This window comes from Pseudomonas sp. NPDC089996 (genome assembly GCF_044748405.1).
In the GTDB taxonomy this organism is placed as follows: Bacteria; Pseudomonadota; Gammaproteobacteria; order Pseudomonadales; family Pseudomonadaceae; genus Aquipseudomonas.
The window spans coordinates 245,581-265,935 of the sequence record NZ_JBIVGA010000002.1 but is presented as its reverse complement, the minus strand read 5'-3'; the positions used below and the strand labels follow the sequence as shown (position 1 = coordinate 265,935).

The window sequence follows — 20,355 nt, the reverse complement described above, 5'->3', positions numbered from 1 at the left end:
GGCTCATGGGGCGCTGCTGCCGCGGCGCTGGGCGGCTTCACGCAGTTGCGCACGGAAGCCGCGCGCGGGCTGTGGCGGTGTCTCTGGTTGCGCCACCATCTCGGTGTGCGAAGAGGCCCACAGCGAAGGGTCGGGCAACAGGCCATCAGCGGTCAGGCTGATGACCCCGTGGCGGCCGTCGACCCAGTTCTGGTCCTCGGCGCTGGCGCGGCGGCTTTGCTCCACTGCGCCCGCCACGTACTGCCCATTGACCTGGCCAAGCTGGCTGCCCAGCGACTGGCTTTCGATTTCCGGGGTGGCGAACAGGCGCACATTACTGCCGTCGGCGTCCCAGGCCGACAGCGTCAGGGTCTGGTTGATCCGCTCGACTACCGGTGCGACGAAAATCGCCGGGTTGACGTTGGGCAGCGGCAGGCTGGCCAGACCGTCGCGGCCATCGCGCTCGAAGTACGGCCCCGGGGGAATGTACGGGCTAGAGATATCCAGGGTGATGACCAGCTGCGCCTGGTCGGTGGCGCCGGCCAGGTCGCTGATGGTGTAGGTGAAGTAGTCCTTGAGCACCTGGCCAAGCCCCGCCGCAGCCAGCACGTCGGGGTTGCTCAGGTCGATGGTGTAGGTGTAGCTGCCGTCGGCGTTGAGCACCAGGGTGCCGTACTGGCCGGCGATGGGCTGGCCGATTACGCCGGTGGTGCCGGAGCCGGCTTCCTGGCCGCTGCGGATGGCCGTGACGGTGAGCCCGTCGCCGGCGTCGACATCACTGTCGTTGGGCAGCACGTTACCGCTGGTCTGCGGCGCCGGGACCTGATCGCTGGCCGAGTTGCTGTCGTCGCGGGCCACCGGGTTGTCGTTGGCGCCCTGCACGGTGACGGTGAGGCGGGCGTCGGCCGTGATGCCGTCGGTATCGCGCATGCGGTAGGTGAACACCTCCTTGAGCGATTCACCGGCCGTGCGCATGGCCTGCACGGTCGGGTTGCTGTTGTCGACGATGTACTGATAACTGCCGTCGGCCGTGATCAGCAGCGTACCGTACAGGCCCTGAAGGACCTGGCCGGCCGTGGCGGTCTGGCCATTCTCGGCGGTGTATTGCAGGACCGTTTTGCTTTCGCCGTACTGCACGCCGTCGACATCGGTGTCGTTGTCCAGCACGTTGCCGCGCGGGTCGACGCCGGCAGTGCCATTGTTCACGCCGCCAGCTTCCACCGCTGTGGCGGTGTCGTCATTGGCCACGGGGTAGTCGTTGCGGCCATCGATGGTGATGGTCAGCAGGCCGTTGGCGGTGCCGCCCCAGAAGTCGGCCAGCAGGTAGGTGAAGTTGTCGACCAGGGTCTGGCCGCTGGTGCGCAGCTGCTGCACGGCCTGCAGGCTGTTGTCCAGCACGTAGCTCCAGGTACCGTCGCCATTGAGGGTGAGGTCGCCGTACTGGCCACGCAGGGTCTGCCCGACCAGGCTGGCGTTGTTCGGCAGCGGACCGTCACCGTTCCAGAACGCCAGCACCTCGAGGGTTTCCGGGAACAGGATGTTGATGGTGTCGGGGTCGCTGTCGTTGTCCATCACATTGCCGCCCGGGTTGCTGCCCGGAATATTGTTGTCCACGCCGCCGGCTTCGATGGCCAGGCCTTGGTCGGGCCCAGCAACCGGCGGCTGGTTTTCGCCGCGAATGAAGACGGTCAGGGTGGCGGTGTCGCTCAGCCCGCCGCCGTCGGTGACCTGGTAGGTGTAGCGCTGGATGACGAAGCCCAGCGGGCCCAGGGCGATGATGGTGGGGTCGTTGGAATTGACCACGAACTGATAGCTGCCATCGGCGTTGAGCGTCAGGGTGCCGAAGTTGGTGGTCACGGTAGCGCTGCCGGTGAGCGGGTCGAGGGCAGGGTTGCTACTTTCGGCGCCCACGCCCACGGCGGTCACCACCTTGGTGTCGTTGGCATCGACGTCGGTGTCGTTGTTCAGCACATTGCCCGTTGGGTTGCGCCCACCTGTGCCATCATCGTCCACTGCTACCGCGTAGGCGAAATCGTCCTGGGCTACCGGGGTGTCGTAACGGCCTTCGATGGTGATGTTGATCTGTGCCTCGGAGCTGGCACCCTCGGTGTCGTGCATGCGGTAGCTGAAGGTTTCGCGCAGTTGCTCACCGGCCTTGAGCGCCTGCACGGCGGCCAGGCTGTCGTTGACGGTATAGACATAGTTGCCGTTGGCATCGATGCTCAGGGTGCCGTACGCACCTGCCACCACGGTGGCACCGGCATTGACCTGGATGAACGTGCCACCGGCGGCGAGGGTGCCCAGGTAGATGCCATCGACGGTCTTGCTGTCGCCAGCATCCACGTCGCTGTCGTTGGCCAGCACGTTGCCGCTGCCCGGCTGGCCGGGCGTGCCGTTGTTGACCCCGCCGGCCTCGATGGCGATGGTGCTGTCATCAACCGCGATGGGGGTATCGTTGCGGCCATGGATGGTCACGGTGAAGCTGGCGGTGACCACCTTGCCGTTGCCATCGCTGACACTGTACTGGAACACCTCGGTCAGGCGGTCGGCATCGGTGCGCAGGGCCTGCACAGCGCTGTTGCCGTTGTCCACCACATAGCTGAAGTTGCCCTGGGCATCGAGCACCAGGCTGCCGTAGTTGCCGGCCAGGGCCTGGCCTGGCGCGCCGTTGACGCCGTTGGGGCTGGCCACGCCGATGATGGTCAGGGTATCGCCATCCGGGTCGCTGTAGGCCGCACGGATGCTGCCGGCAGGGTCCAGGCCTGGCTGGGCGTTGTTCAGCCCACCGGCCTCTACGGCAACGGTGTTCACCGGGTTGACCACAGGCGGGTCATTGACCCCGGTTACCGTGATCACCAGCTGCGCCTGGTCGGTGAGGCCGCCGCTGTCGTGGATCTGGTAGGTGAAGATCACGGCCAGGCTCTGCCCGGCTGTCAGCGCCCGGATCGCCGGGTCGGCACTGTTGACCGCGAAGGTGTAGCTGCCGTCTTCGTTGAGGGTCAGCTGGCCGAAGTTGCCGCTGATCAGGCTGCCGTCGCCCAGCTGCGCGACGCTGCCGGTGATGGCGGCGGGTGCGCCGTTGGCCACAGGGCTCAGTGTACCGCCGGCGCTTTCCAGGCCGCTGCGCACGCCGTCGACCTTGAGCTGGGTGGCGGTAGGCTGGTCGAGGTTGTCGACGTCGGTGTCGGCGCCCACGCCCGCAGTGCCGGTGATCACGTTGCCGCTGGCATCGACCGGCGCCGGGCTGCCATCGCTGGCCCCGGCACTGGCGCTGCCTGCGTCGTCCACGGCCACCGGTGCATCATTGGCGCCTTGCACGGTGATGATGAGGACGTTGACCGAACTCAGGCCACCGGTGTCGGCCATCTGGTAGGTGAATGCTTCAGTCAGTGTCTGGCCGGGGGAGAGCGCCTGCACGGCGGCATTGCTGTTGTCGATGACGTAGCTGTAGCTGCCGTCGGCGTTGATGGTCAGGGTCCCGAAATTCACCTGCACACTGGTCGCCTGGCCACTGGTGACGGGAATGATCCGGCCGCCACCGGGGCCGTCATAGCGTACCGCCGTGACCTGTTTGGTTTCGCCCAGGGCCACCGAATCGACGTCGGTATCATTGGTCAGCACGTTGCCGGTGGCATCCTGGCCGGGTGTGCTGTTGTTGGTGCCGCCGGCCTCGATGGCAGTGGCCGTGTCAATGATGGCCACGGGGGTATCGTTGGCACCGTGGATATTCACCTGCAGCACTGCGCTGCTGGTCAGGCCACCGCTGTCGACGATGTCGTAGCCGAAGAAGTCGCTGATGAAGTCGCCGGCCGTGCGCAGCGCCTGCACTTCGGCGTTGTCGTTGTCGACGGTGTACTGGAAACCGCCCCCTGCGGTGATCACCAGGGTGCCGTAGCGCCCCTGCAGGGTGGTGACGCCGGCAGGCGCCACTGCCACACCGCCGGGCACGATGTTGCTGGCGATGCGGGTGACGGTAAGCACGTCGTCGTTGGTCTGGATGTCGACATCGGTGTCGTTGGCCAACACGTTGCCGGTCGGGTTGACGCCGGGGTCACCGTTGTTGAAGCCACCGGCTTCCACGGCTATGGCGATGTCGTCGTGGGCGATCGGGGCATCGTTGACCGGGTCGATGACGATGTTCATCACGTCGGTGTCAGTCAGCGCGTCGGCCGGGTTCTGCCCGGGGATGCCGTCGCCATTGAGCGGGGCGTCGCCGAAGTTGCCCTGGTCATTGGTGACCATGGTCAGGGTTTCGGCGTCGCGGAAGGTGTTGAAGTCCTGGTCGCCTTTGTAATACAGCTGGCCCAGCAGCGCGTTCAATTCGTTCAGGGTGCCGGTCAGCACCAGGCTGCGGCCGGCCCCGGCGGGCGGCGTTGCGTTGGCGGCAGGTGGCGTTGCGGTCTGCCAGATGACGCCGTGCACCACGGTCAGGGTGATGGTCATGACGCCATCGGCGTTGCCGGCGTTGACGTCCACATCGCTGGTGGCCAGGCCGACGATGTGCAGCACGGTGTCTTCCGCGCCTTGCTGGTCGGCGACGGTGTTGATCGGCGCTTCGTTGATGTGCACATAGCCGGCGTCGGCGGTGCCGGTGCTGCCTTCGCCCAGGCTCAGGTTGATGCTGCCCAGGCCCGCGACGGCAGCGCCGCTGTCGGTATCGATACGCACATGGAAATTGTTGTTGGCGCTGACCTGGTGATCCTGCGCCACGGCGATCAGGTAGCTGCCGGAGGGCAGCAGGGCGAACTGATAGAGGCCACCGTTGGCGGTCACGGTGCTGAAGGTGCGGTCGTCGCCGTTGCCGAAAATGCCATCGTCACCGGCCCAGGTGAGGGTCACGGCGATGCCGTCCAGGCCCGGGCCGTCGGGGGTGACGCTATCGTTGGCGGACCGGGTGTCGTCCCACAGCGTGCCCTGGATCACGCCCAGGCCGGCGCCGTCGCTGAGGATGTAGTTGTTCAGGCCGCTGGCGCCGTCCTGGCCGGTGCGCTCACCGTCGCTGCTGCCACCGGCATCGGGCAGCGAGCCACCCCAGCCATTGGTTTCGAAATCGGTGGGCAGGCTGGTCCAGGTCAGCACGGCGGCGCTGGCGGCGTTGTCGGCGATGGTCTGGTTGGGCACGGTGACGGTGTAGATCACCTGGACCGTGTCGTTGGGCGCAAGCCGGCCGAAGTCCACGGCGATGGCCGCACCGTCGGTGAAGGTCACGCCAGCGGGCAGGTTCGCAAGGTTCAGCGCCTGGCCATTGAGCAGGATGCTCTGCACCTGGTAGTTGCTGCCATTGGGGAACTGGTCGGCCAGGTGGGTGTTGTAGGCGGGTACGCCGCCGTTCTGCGTGAAGCTGACCGACACGGTGGCGTCGGTGGTGCCGGCGACGGTACCTGGCGCCACGTCGATGACCGACTTGTCCATGTTGGTGAAGTTCGGCTCGACCACGCGTTCGAAAAGCGTATCGCTCTTGCCGCGGTCGACGCCGCCATTGATGCCGACATGCTCGAACACGGTCATGCCCAGCTGGCTGTCGGCCTGGTTGGCGGCGACGTTGCTGACCCGTACGTTGAATTCGAGGATCACACCTTCGATGTCCGTGTCCGCTGCTTCGTTGTTGGTCACGTTGCCGAGGTTGAAGGTGATGGTCTGGCTACCGTCCGGATTGGTGGTGATCACCAAACGGCCGTTATTGATATCGAACACGCCGCTAGGCACATCCCCGCCCAGGTTGGGCTGGATAGGCAACGCCACTGGGCTGTCCTGGTTACCGGTCATGTACAGCGAAGTGTTGCTGGTCACCAGGTTGGTGGCGTCGGTGGTCAGCCCCCCCAGCTGGCTCGATACCATCGCAATCAGGATGTTGTTGAGGTCGGCGGGGATGAATTCCAGGCCTGCGGCCAGTTCGATGCGTATCTGGTAATCGGGGTTGTCGCCCGTGGGCACCAGCACGGCGACCCGGTAACGGACGATTTCGCCGACCACCACGGTTTCGACGAGGCCACTGGTGTCGGTAGCGCCGCTGGTGTTGGTGGCCGGTGGGGTGTCGGTCACACCGCCGACACGCGATACCTGAATGCCGTTGGTGACCGGGATCAGCAACGCGCTCAACACCCGGTAATCGTTCAGCACGCCGGTGTTGAGCAGCCCGTCGTCGCCGCTGCGTTCGCCATTGACAGTGTCGGTGGCGCTGCTGGTGCCGTCCAGGCTGCTCCACTGCACCTGCACGTTGTTGGCGATGGCCGCCTCGCCTGCTGCAGTGGCATTGACCACGCCGCTCAGGGTGATGACGATGCTGCCGCCGTTGGCGATGTCGATGTTGGCGCCATCGGCCGTTACCAACTGGCCATTGATGATGACGAAATCGACGCCAACGTTGTTGTTGGTGGCGCCGCCGTTGTACTGGATGGTGCCGCTGATCACCAGGTTGTCGATCTCGGTGGGCAGCACGTCGAGCAGGCTGATGTCGAAGGCGTTGGTGCCCGAGTTGTTGGCCACGGTGATGGTGAAGGTGACGGTGTCGCCTTCGTCGAAGCCGCCAAACGTTGGGGTCGAGGTTACCTGCTGGGTGACCGTGAGGGTCGGCTCGACGATGGTCACACCGGGCTGCTGGGCGCTGTTGAGGCTGCGGTCGACCGCGGTAGCACCGTTGGGGGTATCGCCATCGGGGTCGCTGTAGACCAGTTGGGCACCATTGTTGAGTGTGGTGCCTTGCTGGTTGCCGGTGACGTTGCTGGCCACCAGCACCAGGCGAATGACGAAACTGTTGTTGCCGACGATGTTGTCGGCATTGGCCCCGGCGCTGCCGAATACCAGCAGCAGGTCGGCGCCGTCGCTGCCGTCCAGGGTCACCGGGTTGACGTTGAGCACGCCGTTGAAGTCGGCCGACAAGGCGCCGCTGCCCGCTGTGGTGGTGATGATCTGATAGCCCAGGTTGCCATTGAACCGTGGGTCCAGGCGCAGGCCCGGGGGGATCAGGTCGTTGATGCGCAGGCTGCCCGTGGCGCCTTCGGGCAGGCTGACGACGATGTCGTAGGTGATGCTTTCGCCAATCACCAGGTTGCTGCCCGTGGTGTGGGTGGCACTGGAGTCGTCCTCGCTGAGGCTGCCGTCCTTGTAGGTCTTGCTGATGGTCGGGGCGGCGACCTGCTGGTTGGCGACCTCGGTGAGGTCGGTCGGGGTGAAGTCCTGGCCGCCGTCGACGCTGGCGTAGTAGGTCAGTGCCGCGGTGCTCTGCAGGGTGCTGGAGGCAAGAATCGCATTGTTCACCGTGACGTCGTAGGTGATCACCACCACGTTGGCCCCGGACAGGTCACTGGCGGTGCCAGCGCGGCCGGCCAGCAAGGTAGCCTGGCCGTTGGCGTCGAGGAAGGTGATGGCGTTGCCGCTGACGCTGTAGTCGGTGCCCTGCACCAGCAGGGTGCCGTCGCCGCGGTAGATCTGCAGGTTGGCCGTGCCCAGGCTGCCGCCGACGAACGCCAGGCCGGCGGGCAGGGTGATGTTGGTGCTGACATCGTAGGCACCGCCACCGCCGCTGTTCTTCAGGGCAGTGGCCAGGCGCAGGGTGTCGGCACCGTCGATGCCGCTGACATTGCCGTCCACTGCCGCCAGGCTGGTGACGCTGCCGCTGAACGGGACGCCGCCGGTGCCCGGCGCGGACCAGCTGCCGGTGGTGCCGGTGACCGTGCCGTTGGTGCTGGAAACCACGCCGTGCTTGATGTCCAGCACCGGCTCGGCGACCGATTCGATCACCGCCACATCCGACGAGGTGAGCACGGTCTTGTCGACCGTGGTGGTCTGGCTCGATTGCGCCAGCACATCGAGTTCACGCTGGTCGGCAAAGGGCTGGTCGCCCACCACCATGGTGAACCTGACCTGCACGGTGGCGCCGTTGATCCCGCCGGATACATAGTCGCCGAAGTCGAAGATGATCGAGTTGCCGGGGCCCGTGGTCACGCTGTCGGGGACGTCCAGCGTGGTATTACCCAGGGCAAACGCCCATTGCCCGACCCCGGTACCGAAACTCCAGGCGATGCCCGTGGCGTCGAGCAGGGGCAACGGGAGATAGGCGATGAGCTTGAAGTTCTCATAATCGGCCACCAGCAGGTCATAGCTGATGGTGAACGTCACCACGTCGCCGGGGCGCAGCTCGCCGTTGGCGGGAGGGTTGCCGCCATTGACCTGGGTGAGTTCGATGTCGACCGTTGAAGTGTCGATGGTGCTGGTGGTACTGGAACCGTCACTCTGGATGCCGCCCAGGTTGACCGCGTCGCGCAGTACGGTGGCATCTACCGTGGCGTTGTTGCCAACGCTGTCACCTTCGTTGAGCTGGTCGTGAGGGGGGTGGTCGCTGGTATAGGTGGCATCGATCGTGGCGTCGTAGACGATGCTCAGGCGGGTGGCGCCGTCCTGCACGGTGTTGTCGTACAGGTCACCGAACAATGCCGCGAGCCCGGGGCCGGCGATTGCCTGGCGGATGGACTCGGCAATGTCGAAGACCAGCGTGGTGCTGCCGTCGGCATTGACCGTCTGGGTGTAGACCAGCGCGATACTAAGCGCTTCGCCATTCTGCTGGATCAGCAGGGTGGGCGGGTTACTGGGGTCGAAGGTCTGGCCATCGCTGAGCAGGTCGGTCAGGGTGAACTGGCCTTGCCCGAGGATGTTCTCGCCAAAGGCGAAAAAGTCGGAAATGGCCACGTCCATGGTGTAGCGCAGGGTATCGCCTGGGGTAAGGCCCGCAGTGCCGACATCATTCTGCAAATCGACCTGTTTGAGCAGGGTGATCGACTTGGCGACGAAGGTCACGCCCTGGCCGTCGCCGGTTTCACTGAACGGGTAGCCGTTCGGGTCGGCAGGGCGATCGCGTGGGTCCAGGGGGTTCCAGGCGCCGGTGACGGTGGCGGTACCGAACTCGATCTGCACCGGGTTGCCGGTGGCGGGGTCGATCACCGGCCGGCCATTGGCGTCGATCTGCGGCACATAGAAGCTGACCTGAGTGGTGCTGGCGGCGCTGAGCGTATCGTAATGGATGTCATAACTGGCGACGAAGGCATTGGGATTGGCCAGTGCCGCGGCGATCAACGCCGGGTTGGTGAGCACGGTACCGTCGTGCAGGGTCACCGATGTCAGGGTGCCGCCCGGCCCAGGGGTGATGGCGCTGACGTGGACCTGGTCAGGCACGGTCTGAGTGACCGTGACATTGCTCAGGGTCTGGCCCGGGGCCGGGGTGACGGTGACGGTCTGGGTGCGGGTGTAGTTCGGCCCGGTGACGGTTTCGCCTTCCGGCATGTCGACCGTCTGCGTGACCTTGAGCAGGGTCGGGGTGACGACGAAACTGTGCAGCGCGCTTTCCACCAGGCTCGGGTCCTGGGTCGGGTTGTTCAGCGAGTCGTTGCCGTACTCGAAGCCTGCGCGGGTATTGATGGTGAGGTTTGGCGCACCGTCGGAATAGGTGGTATCGGCCAGGTTGCTCAGCTGCGCGGTGATCTGCACGTCGATGCTCGGCTGGCCATTGGTGACGCTGGCGTAGGGCAACTGCAGCACCACCATCTGGTCGCCAGGTTTCATGCCGACGCTGGCGGCGTTGATCACCAGGGCATTGCCGCTGGCGTCCTTGGCCAGAGGGTGGGTGGCGTTGCCATTGGCATCGAAGGTAATGACGAAGCTGTTCACCGCCTGGCCCAGGTAGGTGGCGGAGACGAACGTGGCCCCGTCATCACCGTCGCGTCCGGTTGCCGGCATGAACAGGTCGATGAATGGGGCATAGCCTTCTTGCGTCGAAGGGTTGCTGAAGCTCACGGTAAAGTTGAACTGTTCACCCAGTTGCACTTCGGCTCCGGCGCTGCCGAGGCTGGTGGTGGGGCTGGCATCGGCCAGCAGGCCCTGGAAACTGTCCAGGGTGGTGGCTGCCAGCGCGATGGCCTTGTCGACATCGCCGCTGTTGACCTCAAGGCGCCAGTCCCCGCCTGCCAGCGCACTGCCGGTGGCATTGCTGGAGGCGCCGACGTCGGCGCCGGTCCAGCGGGCCAGCTCGTTGACCAATGCCTGGCCGGCGCTGCCGGCACCCACGTCGCAACCATACAGCTGGATATCCGCGCCGCTGTTCAGCTCGCCGCGCCAGGCACTCAGGCGATCGCCCAGCTGTTCGACCGTCTGGCCGGTAAAGACCTGGTTGCCCAGAGTGAACTGGCCCGAGGCGCCGTGGGAGAACACCTGGATGGAGTCGACCTTGCCCAGTTGTGCCAAGGCGTTGCTGATGGCGGCAATGGCATCCTGGCCGGGGTCGACCACCAGCGCGGTGGTGCCGGCCGGCAGGTTGGCGGCCAGTTGCTCGCGGTTTTCAACCCGCGCGTCGATGACCACCAGGTTGCGTGCGGCTGGCGCCGGGGCCGCAGTCTGCGCCTCGCTGGCGGTGGGGGCGGGGTGGCTGCTGTCCTTGCCCTCGGCAGGGTTGGCATCGCCGTGGTGCTGCTGATCGACAGCGGCTGCGGCAGCGCCGTCGAACAGGATGCGCTGTTCAAGGGCCACCGTCTGCGACCGAGGGCGTGAAACAGTGGCGAATCCGGCTCTGCTCTTGAGGTCCATGTCCATACCCTGCTCAGAAATTCGACGCCTTATTCCAGGCTTATCCAATCGTAGCCGGGTTTTATCGCGCCGGCAGAGCAGGCGCCGAAAGGCGCGGTTCAGAACCCGCTTTCGCGCAAACCGACCCCCAGCAGCCATTTGCCCAGTTCGCCCAGTACGCTGCGTTTTTCCCCTTCGATCTGCAGCTTGCCGCGGGTTTCGCGCACCGTGGCCAGCGGTTCGTCCAGCGCCACCAGCACCTGGAACAGCGCATTGCTGGGCACCAGGGGTTCATTGGTGACCGGCACCGGGCCGCCGAAATGCGCGGAGAGCATGCGGTGGGCCAGCTGCCCGGCGCGGGTGCTGCCGATCGCCAGCACCTTGCCGTGCAGCGCGATGGCCTGGCCGTCGGGGTAGAACCTGACGGCATCGCCCACGGCCAGCAGATGGACCCGGTCCTGGGCGACGTAGGCATCGATCTGCCAGTGCCGGGGGTCGATCAGGATGCCCAGCGCCTGCTGGCCGTTGAGCCACTGGCCGGGCTGCACGTCGCGGTCCAGGTCGAGCCAGCTGCCGGCGAATGGCGCCTGCAGGTTGAGCCGGGCAATCTCGATACGTGCGGCGCGGGCTTCTTCGGTCTGCACATTCAGGCGCTGCTGGGTGGCGGCATCCTCGGCCAGCCCGCCGGGGTCGGCCAGCAACCCCGAGAGGCGCGCCTCATAGCTGCGGGCACTGGCTTCGCTGCTGCGCATGCGCGAGTCCAGGTCCGGTTCGTCGAGCACGGCCAGCACCTCGCCGGCCTTGACCTGGCCCGCCGGGTGCAGGCTTTGCAGCCGTGCCGGGTAGGGCGTGTAGACGCGCAGCTGGTGTTCGGCACGGGCCACGCCCACGGCATCGACCTGGCTGCGCCAGGGCAGTGCCAGGCCCAGCACGGCCAGCCCCAGGCAGGCATAGAACAGCTGTTTGCGCCGCCCCGGAATGCGTGCCCGCTGTTGCCACCAGTGGCTCAGCTCACGCTTGACCGGCAGTGCGATGAACCACGCCAGTTCGACCATGAACAGTACGATCCCCAGCAGCTTGAAGAAGAACAGGTACACCGCCACGGCGATGCCGAGAAACAGCACCAGGCGGTACAGCCAGGTGGCGAAGGCGAAGGCGATCAGCAGGCGCCGCTGCCCCGTCGCGAACGGCTCCGGCCACGGGTCGTTCAGCCCCAGCAGGTTGCGCCGCAGGGCCGTGCGGGCCAGCGCCGAGGCGCGTTCGTGCAGGTTGGGGAAGTCGAGCAGGTCGCTGAGGATGAAGTAGCCGTCGAAGCGCATGAACGGGCTGGCATTCAGGGCCAACGACAACACCCAGCTGGTGGTCGCCAGGTACAGCAAGGCGTTGCGCAGGGCGCCGTCGTCGCACAGGGCCCAGCCCAGCGTGGCCAGGCCCGCCAGGGACAGCTCGGTGATGATCCCCGCGGAGGCGATCGCCAGGCGTTGGCGCGCGCGCTTGAGCTTCCAGCTTTCGCCGGTGTCGGTGTACAGCATCGGCCACATCACCAGAAACGCTATGCCCATGTGCCCGACCCGCAGGCCCAGGCGCGTGGCGACCAGTGCGTGGCCGAGTTCATGCAGGGTTTTGGCCACCACCAGCGCTAGGGCGAAGCTGAGCAGGCCCTCGGTGGAGAACGACTCCACCACGGCGTGGGTGAAGGCATCCCACTGCTGCATCACCAGGAAGACCCCCAGCAGCGTCAGGCCCAGCACCAGCATTCCGGTCAGCGGGTGGAACAGCCAGCCGAGCGCGGCGGCCAGGCGTTGCAGCGCGGCTTGCGGGCGCAGCAACGGGATGCGAAAGAACAGGTAATGGTGCAGCCACCAGCGCCAGCTCGACCAGGTGCGCGCCTCGCTGGCGCCTTGCAACCTGGCCAGTTGCTCGGGGCCCGGGCGCAGCAGGTGGTGTTGCTCGAGAAACGCCCGCAACGCCAGCACCTGCTCGACATCCGGCTTTAGCGCACTGTCGCGTGCCACCTGCTCGCTGACCTGGCGTGGTGTCTGGCCCCAGCGCAGCAGGCATTCGAACTCCAGCCAGCCGATGCGGTAGAAACGGTTGACCACCGTGTCGTGGATCATCCAGGCCGGCTCCCCCTCACGGCTGTCGGCGGCCTCGCACAAACGCAGGTCCTCGCGCAGCGGAGGCAGTGGCAACTCGGACAGGTCAAGCATCACCAGCCACTCCAGGCGCGCAGCGTGGCCAGCGGCCGGCGCAGCAGGTAATAGCCGAGCATCACCCGGTCGCCGTACAGCTTGGCAGTGCCGTGCAGGCCCAGGCGGGCATGCTCGGAGCGTTCGTCGATGCTGGCCAGCAGACGGTAGGCGACTACGCCATCATCGCTGGGCTTGGCCTGGTAGCTGGTTTCGAGGATTTTCCCCTTGAGCGGGCTGAGCGGGTAGGCGGTGAGGAACAGGGTCACTTCGGCGCCGGGCTCCAGGGCAATGGCATCGGCCACGGCCAGCTGAATCTGCATGGCCGGTTGCGCAGGGTCGGCCACGTGCATGATGCGCTCGCCAGTCGACACCGGCTTGCCCAGCCAGTCGTTGGGGTCGCTGAACACGGCCACCCCGGCGCGCGGCGCCAGCACCTGGGTGCGCCGCAATTGCGCCTGCACGGCGGCAAGCTCGGCGCGGCGCTGCTGGACGCGGCCCTGCAGCAAGGTCAGTTCGCTCTTGCTTTGTGGGTTGTCGAAGGCGCGCTGGCTGGCCGCCTGCAATTCGGCATCGGCCACGGCCACTTCCTTGCCCAGCACTTCGGCACGGCTGCGCAGGGTGGTTTCGTCGAGGGTGAACAGCGGTGTGCCGGCTTGCACAGGCTGGTTGGGGCGCACCAGCACTTGGGCGATCACGCCGTCGATCGGCGAGCTGACGATCTGCGCCTGGCGCGACACGATCTGCGCCGGCGCCAGTGCCGTTTGCCGCACTGGCACCAGCAACAGCCCGGCGGCCACCAGCATGCAGATCAGCACCTGGCGGCGGCTGGGGCGCCAGCGGCTGATCCGGCGGCGCCGGGTCAGCGCATGCCAACAGTAGGCCCAGGTGCGGGTCAGGCCATCCAGTTGCTGGTGCAGTACCGCAGGCGGCGCTTCTTCCAGCAGCAGCACCAGCAGCCCGAGGCGTTGGCCGGCAGGGCCATGCAAGGGTAGGCACCACAGGCCCGCAGGCCACCACTCGCCCCAGCCTTCAGCAATGTCATCGGGTGGTGCACAGCCAGCCTGTGTCAGCCAGGCCGGCTGTGCGTCGGTCAGGCGCTCGTTCAGCCAGCGGCTGGCTCGGCGCAGCCACACCAGGTAGGGCGAATCCTCGCTGGGCCGCGCCAACCCCGACACGCACAGCAGCTCAAGGCCGCTGTTGCCTTGCTCGAATACCAATGCCTGGTGAAAGGGCAGCAGCGGGTAGAGGTCGTTGGCCATGCTGAACGCCAAGGCGTTCAGGGTCTCGGCGGCCATAGCCTTGTCGCGCAATGCATCCAGCTGCAGCAGCAGCTGCGGATGCGGAAGCGGCCTATTCACGGTCATGGTCGAACCGCGCTGTGCCGCTCATGCCGGCGATCAGTTCGGGATAGCGCTGATCGAAGCGCGCTTCCAGTTCCACCGTCTGTGCCACGGCATCGACCCTTGAGTTGATCACGCTGACCTTGGCCGGGTAGGTCTTGCCGGTTTCGTGCACCGTCACCTGCAAAGGTTGGCCCGGGCTCAGGCTCTTCAACTGGCTGGACGGCACATTCAGGCGCACTTTCAACGCCCCGTCGCTGACCAGGTCGAACAGCGGGGTACCGGCGCTGACGGTCTGGTAAGGCTTGACGTAGACCTTGGCCACATGGCCGGAAAACGGCGCCAGCACCTGGCAATAGCTGATCTGTGCCTCACCCATGGCGCGGGCGCCAGCGGCTTTCTGCACCTCGGTATTGGCCGCGGCCACTTCGATGTCGCCGACTGCGTCAAGCTTGCGCAGCTGTTGCTTGGCCTGCAGGTTCTGCCGGGCCATGGCCAGTTCGGCCACCGCAACCTTGCCGCGGGCCTGGGCCTCATTGCAGTTGAAACGGGCCAGCGTGGCGCCCTTGGCCACCTGCTCGCCGAAGCGGGCCTTGAGTTCGCCCAGGGTGCCGCTCATCTGGCTGGACAAGGTGGTTTCCAGCTCAGCCGCCAGCAACACGCGGATCAGCTGCGGGTCTTCGCCAGCGGGCAGTTGTTCGGCCTGTGCGTTAACGCAGGCCAACGTCAGCAGCAGCGGTACGAGAGGGTGTGCAACGATGGAAAAAGGCATGCCTGGCTCCCTGCAATACAACACCGTGAAGCGCAACGTGAACGGGTCAGCGTTCTTCATACTAGGAAGGAATGTTCGCTTTGCCCATGTTTTTTAACGCGTGCTCCGGGCGATCGCGCCTGTGCTATCACTATCAGGCATGCTGTTGATCCCCAACGGGCAGGGAGTGTCGAATGGACCGTCTTTTCCGCGTGCTGCTTGTGCTGGTCACGCTACTACCACTGCTTGGGCACGCTGACGAAGGCACAGGGAGCGCCACCGATGGCATACCGGGTGAGCCGGCAGAACTGCGCATTGCCAACCGAAGCATCTTCACCTTCCATGCCACCTTGCTGGGTGAGACGCCTGTTGCCCGGGCGCATCGGGCGGAGGCGGTGATCGATGAAGCATTACGCAGCACGGATGAGCTTCCGGTAACGGTCGATTCGATCATCTCCAGCCACCTCGTTCTGCTCGGTGGGCGGCGGGCGTTCATCGTTGCCCCTCAGGACCTGGGAACCACCGGGGGCGACACCCGGGCAGCCGCCGAACAGGCCGCCGATGTGCTTCGCCAGGTGGTGGAAGAAACGGGCGAGGCGCGCAGCGTGCGCTTCTTGCTCAAGGCGCTGGGCTTTTCGGCCGTGGCCACTCTGCTGTTCGTGGCGTTGATCAAAGGCGCCAACCTTGCACGGCGCAAGCTCAGGGGCCGTTTGCCGATACTCATGCGCCAGCGCGCCGACCAGATCCGGGTCGGCCAGATGCCGCTGTTCGACATGCAGAACGTCTACTACCTGATAGATCGCATGCTGCTACTGCTGTATTGGTGTTTTGTACTGCTGCTGAGCTACCAGTGGCTGAGCTTTGTGCTTTCCCAGTTTCCCTATACCCGGCCGTGGGGCGAGAGCCTCAACATCCATCTGCTCGACCTCCTGCGCTACGTGCTCGACGGTGTCCTGCACGCGATCCCCGGGATCGCCGTGGCCGTCATGATTTTCTTCATTGCCCGTGGCATCAGCGCATTCAGCAAGCGCGTGCTGGAACGCATGGCGCGCCCAGGGACGTTGAAATGGCTGACCCAGGAGACCTTGCAGCCAACGATGCGCCTGACCTCGCTGGCGATCTGGCTGTTTGCAGTGGTCATGGCGTACCCCTATCTGCCGGGCTCGGGTACCGATGCGTTCAAAGGCTTGTCAGTGCTGCTGGGGCTGATGATCTCGCTGGGCGCCTCCAGTGTCGTCGGCCAGGCGGCAGCGGGCTTGATCCTGACGTACTCGCGTACCTTGAAGACCGGCGAGTACGTGCGGGTCGGCGACAATGAAGGCACGGTCACTGAAGTCGGTATGTTCAATACCACTATCCGTACCGGCCTGGGCGAGGTGCTGACGCTGCCCAATTCGATGATCACCGGGTCGGTGACGCGCAACTATTCCCGGGCCGTGCAGGGCCAGGGCTACATCGTCGATACCGTCGTCACCATCGGCTATGACACGCCCTGGCGCCAGGTCGAGGCGATGCTGGTGACGGCCGCCCAGCGTACGGATGGCATTCTGGAGAAGCCCCGCCCGCAGGTCTTCCAGACCGGGCTATCGGATTTCTACCCGGAATATCGCCTGGTCGCGCAGGCGGTGCCCAGTGAGCCTCGGCCGCGCGCAGAGTTGTTGAGCCTGCTGCATGCCAATATCCAGGATGTGTTCAATGAGCATGGGGTGCAGATCATGTCTCCCCATTACCTGGGCGACCCTGCGCAGGAAAAGTGGGTGCCGCGCGAAAGCTGGTACAAGGCGCCGGCGCAGAAGCCCGACGGCCAGTGATTTGCACGCTACGGATTGTCGATGCCGTCATTTCACAGATACTGCTTCATCAGCTCCAAGGTCCCGCGGCCGCCTCGCCGCAGGCAGGCAACCACGGATAGCCAGGGTATGTCTGTGAGTGTCACCTGATCGTGTGGGACCGCTCGCACTTCGCCGGCAGTGGCGCCGGCGGGGCCGCCATCGGGCAGGTAAATCAGCAGCCACTGTTCCTGAGTTTCCAGTACGAGCCCGAATCTGAAACCTTCACCCTCGGCGATCATGCCCACTCTTGCGCCTTCCATGTTTTCCAGGCCGGCAAAACGGGATGTCGCATCCTTGATCAGTTGATAGCCGGGAAGATTGCCCAGGATTCTGTCTTCCAGCGCGCCGAGGGTCCGTGCCGCTATTGCTGTTCTGGCCAGTAAACCGGCCAAAAAGCATATGAATGCCAATGCCAGCAGCGCGAGCACTGTCAAAGAGGTGCCGCCCACAAGTGTATAGCCCGAAAACAACGGCATCACTTTTTGCAGGGGAGGCGTGAGAATATGGATCGCCTTTTCAATCAGAATCACCACCACCAGGAGCGGCAAGATAAACAGCACGCCGCCGGCGATGGTCGTTTTTATGAATTTATACATGTGCCGTTCCTCCCACCAAATTGTCGTCGATGCTCCAGCGGTGTCATGTCGAACCAGCGCTGATGGGCTCGACAGAACGAAGTGGTGCGTCGGTAACCCAGTTCGGAAGAGATCTGACCCACGGTCAGCGCTGTTTTGCGCAGCATCCGTTCGGCCTGGCTACGGCGGATGTTATCCAGGCATTCTTCAAAGTCGATGGCCTCATGGCTGAGGCGGCGCTGCAAGGTCCGAGGGTTCAGCTCCAGGGCCAGGGCGACCTGCTCGAGGGTGCAACGGTGGGAGGGCAGCAGGATCTTGATCAGTGCCTCCACTTCGCCTTTCAATCCATCGGCGGGTTGAGCGCGGACTTCCAGGAAGTAACGCACCATCTCGTGCAGTTGTGCGTCCTGTTTGACAATCGTCTCTTCCAGCACGTTCGAGGCCATGATGAGGCAGGTGCTGCTCTGGTTGAAGGCGATGGCGCATTCAAAAAAATTGACGTATTTCGCTTCATCCACCAGCGGCGGATGTTTGAAGCTCAGCGCGGTGAGTTTCAGTTGCGTGCCGCGCAATTCGCCAATCAGCCACCAGGCGGCCACCACCCAGTTCTCCACCGTATGGGGCGTCAGCGACTGGGCGGGCGCCGAGGGTTCGAAATGCAGAACCGCCTGGCCTGCCCGATGCTCAAGTCGAAAGTGGATCAGAGGGCTGTATTGGCCCATGTATCTGACGAGCGCCACCAGGGCGTGCCCGACGGTGGGTGCCGTAGTCGCCAGAAAACGTAAAGGGCCTGCCAGTGGCGCCCCATCCACCATCGCTGTGCCCCAGCAGGGCATTGCCAGTGTTTGCAAGCCGCTGTTGGATAGCGCGGGGAACTTGAGTTTTGCAAAGCCCTCGGTGTAATCGGGTGCAGGAGTTTGCGCAGTTGGAATTGAAGGTGAAAGAGGGGGGGGAGCGGAGGGCGGCGTCTTTGAATCCTGCAGTTGTTCATGTCGATCGCGAATGCTGTCCATGGTTTCGCGCCTATGAGCGTGTGGCGTGTGACAAAAGCCCCGCCTGAGTTCCAGGCGGGGCTTTTGCGGTTATTTTTTCAGCGCCTGGAATGAACCCACCATGTCCTTGGCCCACCCATCAAGCACGGCCTTGGCATCCTTTGCCTGCATGACTTGAGAGGAGTTGTCCAACTCGGTGCCCGCCCCCTTGCGCACCACTTCAGCGACGACCTGGTTGCTATCGCCGTCAATGAAGGCTGCCTCGGTGGCAATGCTCGTATCCTGATCACGAATGCCAGTGGCCGTGCTGATGCCGGCGGCGATCAAGGCAATCGGGATGACTTCATAGGGGCGCAGGCTCTTGGTCTTGGCACTCACGGCGGTGATTGCAGGGCGCACGACCAACACCCCAGGACCCGGGCTGGTTGCCAATGGCAGTACCTGGGAGAAGTGATTCTTCAGCGTCTGATCGTAATACGTGGTGATGCCTTGCAGCGTCGACTGCGGGATCTTTTCAGTGGGCTGAGGTTTCGGATAGAGCTGGCTGGGTTCCAGGTACACGCTCGTGTAGCGTTTGACATCGACCCCGGGTTTGATCCAGCGCATCACCGCCGCCCCGGAGGGTGACTTGTCCTCTTTCAGAACGCTGTAGTCCTTGAGGAAGCCGGAGTATTGATCGGATTCCACGTATTTGCTGGCGCAGCCATGCAGCATGAGCGTGGTGAGACAGAGAGTTGCGGCCAATACCTTGGTTTTCATGAGGATCTCCTTCCTTACGTTAGCGTGATGTGCGTCACTCAGAAGCGCCAGGTGGCGCCGCCGCCGATAATGTGCAATGCGCTGTTGTCATAGCTGCCCGAAAGCGTGGTGCCGGAGCGGCTCTTGGTCTGGTCCACATCCATGTCGCCCAGCCATACCAAGGTGTAGGCCAGGTGCAGGTCGAGTCCTTCATCGACTGCATAGTTGACCCCAGCGGCCAACCGCCATGCCTCACCCATCGGGTTGTCGACCGTACGGTCTTTGTCATCCACGGCCGAACTGTCGTACCCGAGGCCAACGCTCCAGCGCCATTGCGGCGTCGCTTGATACAGCGCCCCAACCGAGGCGTGCCAGGTGTCTTTGTATTTGCGGTCAACGGTGCGGCTGGTGCCCCCGCCATTGGCGTCGACATCCACGCCAACATCGCCGAAATCACTCCAGTCCTGCCAGCCGAGGCTGCCCAGCAGGGTCCATTGCTCATTCATTTCGTGGGCAATGCTGGCGGTGACGGTCTGCGGTACGTTCAGGTCAAGCTCCAGCGAGTCGACATCCAGGCGGCGCAAAGCCGCATTCAGCAGTGGGTTGCTGATGTCTTTCACATGCGGTTTGTCCTCGAACTCCAGTTTGACCTTGCTGGTGTAGGCCAGGCCGAGCCGGGTGCTGGGGTCCAGCTGATAAAGCACACCCAGGTTCACGCCGACGCCGACGTCGGTATCCTTGTATTCCAGCTGACCATCCGGGCGGTCCGCGAGCCCCAGCAGGTTGTTGTTGATGGCCATCTCGGTGCGGTAATAGCCGACCATGATGCGGGGGCCGATGCCGATCGACAGATCGTCCGTGAACTTGTAGGCCCATGTCGGCTGGAAAGAAACGCCAATGACCGCCGCTTCCTGGGTGAAGTAACGGCCTGCCCAGTCATCGTCATAATCCAGTGCGAGGCCAAAATTACCGTACATGCCGAAACCGATGGCAGAGCGCTCGTCGATCTGATGGCTGACGAACAGGCTGGCGCCAGGCAGGTACTCCAGGGAGTTGCCGCCCTCGTTGCCATCGAACTGGTTGTTGCTGTCGCGAGAAAAGCGCAGGTCACCCAGAATGACCTGGGCATTGGCACTGATCTGCGTGCCCTTGAGTTGCGTGATGCCCGCAGGGTTGCTCATGAGCACGCTGGGGTCGTTGGCCAGCGCGGCGGAGCCTGCGTTTGCCAATCCATTGCCTTCCTGGCCGGCCTCGTAGATGAGGATCCCGCCTGCCCAACTGGTATTGGCTTGCATGGCCGTGGCCAAGGCCAGCATTGGCAAGCTCACTGCACGTGTGCGCGCAGAAAACGCATGGCCGGGTCGATCGGATTTCATCGTTGGTCACTCCGAGTGCTGAGGGCTGT

The 20,355-nt window shown here is 64.6% G+C and carries 9 protein-coding genes; 1 reads left to right on the top strand and 8 read right to left on the bottom strand.

The genetic code is table 11. From position 1 onward, the window contains the following. Positions 1–3 precede the first annotated feature (3 nt). From ACIPW4_RS04115 to ACIPW4_RS04100, 4 genes are all read right to left on the bottom strand, one after another. On the bottom strand, positions 4–10,551 hold the full coding sequence (locus tag ACIPW4_RS04115; RefSeq protein ID WP_400655054.1) for a VCBS domain-containing protein: 10,548 nt from the start codon (positions 10,549–10,551) through the stop codon (positions 4–6). A gap of 98 nt (positions 10,552–10,649) precedes the next feature. Beyond that, positions 10,650–12,740: a site-2 protease family protein gene (locus ACIPW4_RS04110; RefSeq protein ID WP_400655052.1), complete on the bottom strand. Its 2,091-nt coding sequence runs from the start codon at positions 12,738–12,740 to the stop codon at positions 10,650–10,652. Then, on the bottom strand, positions 12,740–14,086 hold the full coding sequence (locus ACIPW4_RS04105) for an efflux RND transporter periplasmic adaptor subunit (protein WP_400655049.1): 1,347 nt from the start codon (positions 14,084–14,086) through the stop codon (positions 12,740–12,742). Before ACIPW4_RS04105 ends, ACIPW4_RS04110 begins: the two co-directional genes overlap by 1 nt. Continuing rightward, positions 14,073–14,834: an efflux RND transporter periplasmic adaptor subunit gene (locus ACIPW4_RS04100; protein ID WP_400655047.1), complete on the bottom strand. Its 762-nt coding sequence runs from the start codon at positions 14,832–14,834 to the stop codon at positions 14,073–14,075. Before ACIPW4_RS04100 ends, ACIPW4_RS04105 begins: the two co-directional genes overlap by 14 nt. 173 nt (positions 14,835–15,007) lie before the next feature. On the opposite strand from ACIPW4_RS04100, the gene ACIPW4_RS04095 reads away from it, so the two are divergent. Further along, positions 15,008–16,624, top strand: a complete 1,617-nt coding sequence (locus ACIPW4_RS04095; RefSeq protein WP_400655045.1) for a mechanosensitive ion channel family protein — start codon at positions 15,008–15,010, stop codon at positions 16,622–16,624. A 32-nt stretch (positions 16,625–16,656) separates the two neighbouring features. Here ACIPW4_RS04095 and ACIPW4_RS04090 read toward each other — a convergent pair whose 3' ends face one another. From ACIPW4_RS04090 to ACIPW4_RS04075, 4 genes are all read right to left on the bottom strand, one after another. Then, positions 16,657–17,241, bottom strand: a complete 585-nt coding sequence (locus ACIPW4_RS04090; protein ID WP_400655043.1) for a hypothetical protein — start codon at positions 17,239–17,241, stop codon at positions 16,657–16,659. Then, positions 17,226–18,233 (bottom strand): AraC family transcriptional regulator ligand-binding domain-containing protein, encoded by a 1,008-nt coding sequence (locus ACIPW4_RS04085; protein WP_400655041.1) that lies wholly within the window; start codon positions 18,231–18,233, stop codon positions 17,226–17,228. The genes ACIPW4_RS04090 and ACIPW4_RS04085 overlap by 16 nt, the downstream gene beginning before the upstream one ends. Positions 18,234–18,302: 69 nt before the next feature. After that, positions 18,303–18,971 (bottom strand): DUF3313 domain-containing protein, encoded by a 669-nt coding sequence (locus ACIPW4_RS04080; RefSeq protein ID WP_400655039.1) that lies wholly within the window; start codon positions 18,969–18,971, stop codon positions 18,303–18,305. A 38-nt stretch (positions 18,972–19,009) separates the two neighbouring features. Beyond that, positions 19,010–20,266, bottom strand: coding sequence for an OmpP1/FadL family transporter (locus ACIPW4_RS04075; protein WP_400655563.1), 1,257 nt, complete (start codon positions 20,264–20,266; stop codon positions 19,010–19,012). Between the last annotated feature and the right edge of the window lie 89 nt (positions 20,267–20,355).

Bases quoted from the DNA above. Each gene is read 5' to 3' on its own strand.
- ACIPW4_RS04115 (WP_400655054.1), bottom strand. From the start codon at position 10,551: ATGGACCTCAAGAGCAGAGCCGGATTCGCCACTGTTTCACGCCCTCGG.
- ACIPW4_RS04110 (WP_400655052.1), bottom strand. From the start codon at position 12,740: ATGCTTGACCTGTCCGAGTTGCCACTGCCTCCGCTGCGCGAGGACCTG.
- ACIPW4_RS04105 (WP_400655049.1), bottom strand. From the start codon at position 14,086: ATGACCGTGAATAGGCCGCTTCCGCATCCGCAGCTGCTGCTGCAGCTG.
- ACIPW4_RS04100 (WP_400655047.1), bottom strand. From the start codon at position 14,834: ATGCCTTTTTCCATCGTTGCACACCCTCTCGTACCGCTGCTGCTGACG.
- ACIPW4_RS04095 (WP_400655045.1), top strand. From the start codon at position 15,008: ATGGACCGTCTTTTCCGCGTGCTGCTTGTGCTGGTCACGCTACTACCA.
- ACIPW4_RS04090 (WP_400655043.1), bottom strand. From the start codon at position 17,241: ATGTATAAATTCATAAAAACGACCATCGCCGGCGGCGTGCTGTTTATC.
- ACIPW4_RS04085 (WP_400655041.1), bottom strand. From the start codon at position 18,233: ATGGACAGCATTCGCGATCGACATGAACAACTGCAGGATTCAAAGACG.
- ACIPW4_RS04080 (WP_400655039.1), bottom strand. From the start codon at position 18,971: ATGAAAACCAAGGTATTGGCCGCAACTCTCTGTCTCACCACGCTCATG.
- ACIPW4_RS04075 (WP_400655563.1), bottom strand. From the start codon at position 20,266: ATGCTGGCCTTGGCCACGGCCATGCAAGCCAATACCAGTTGGGCAGGC.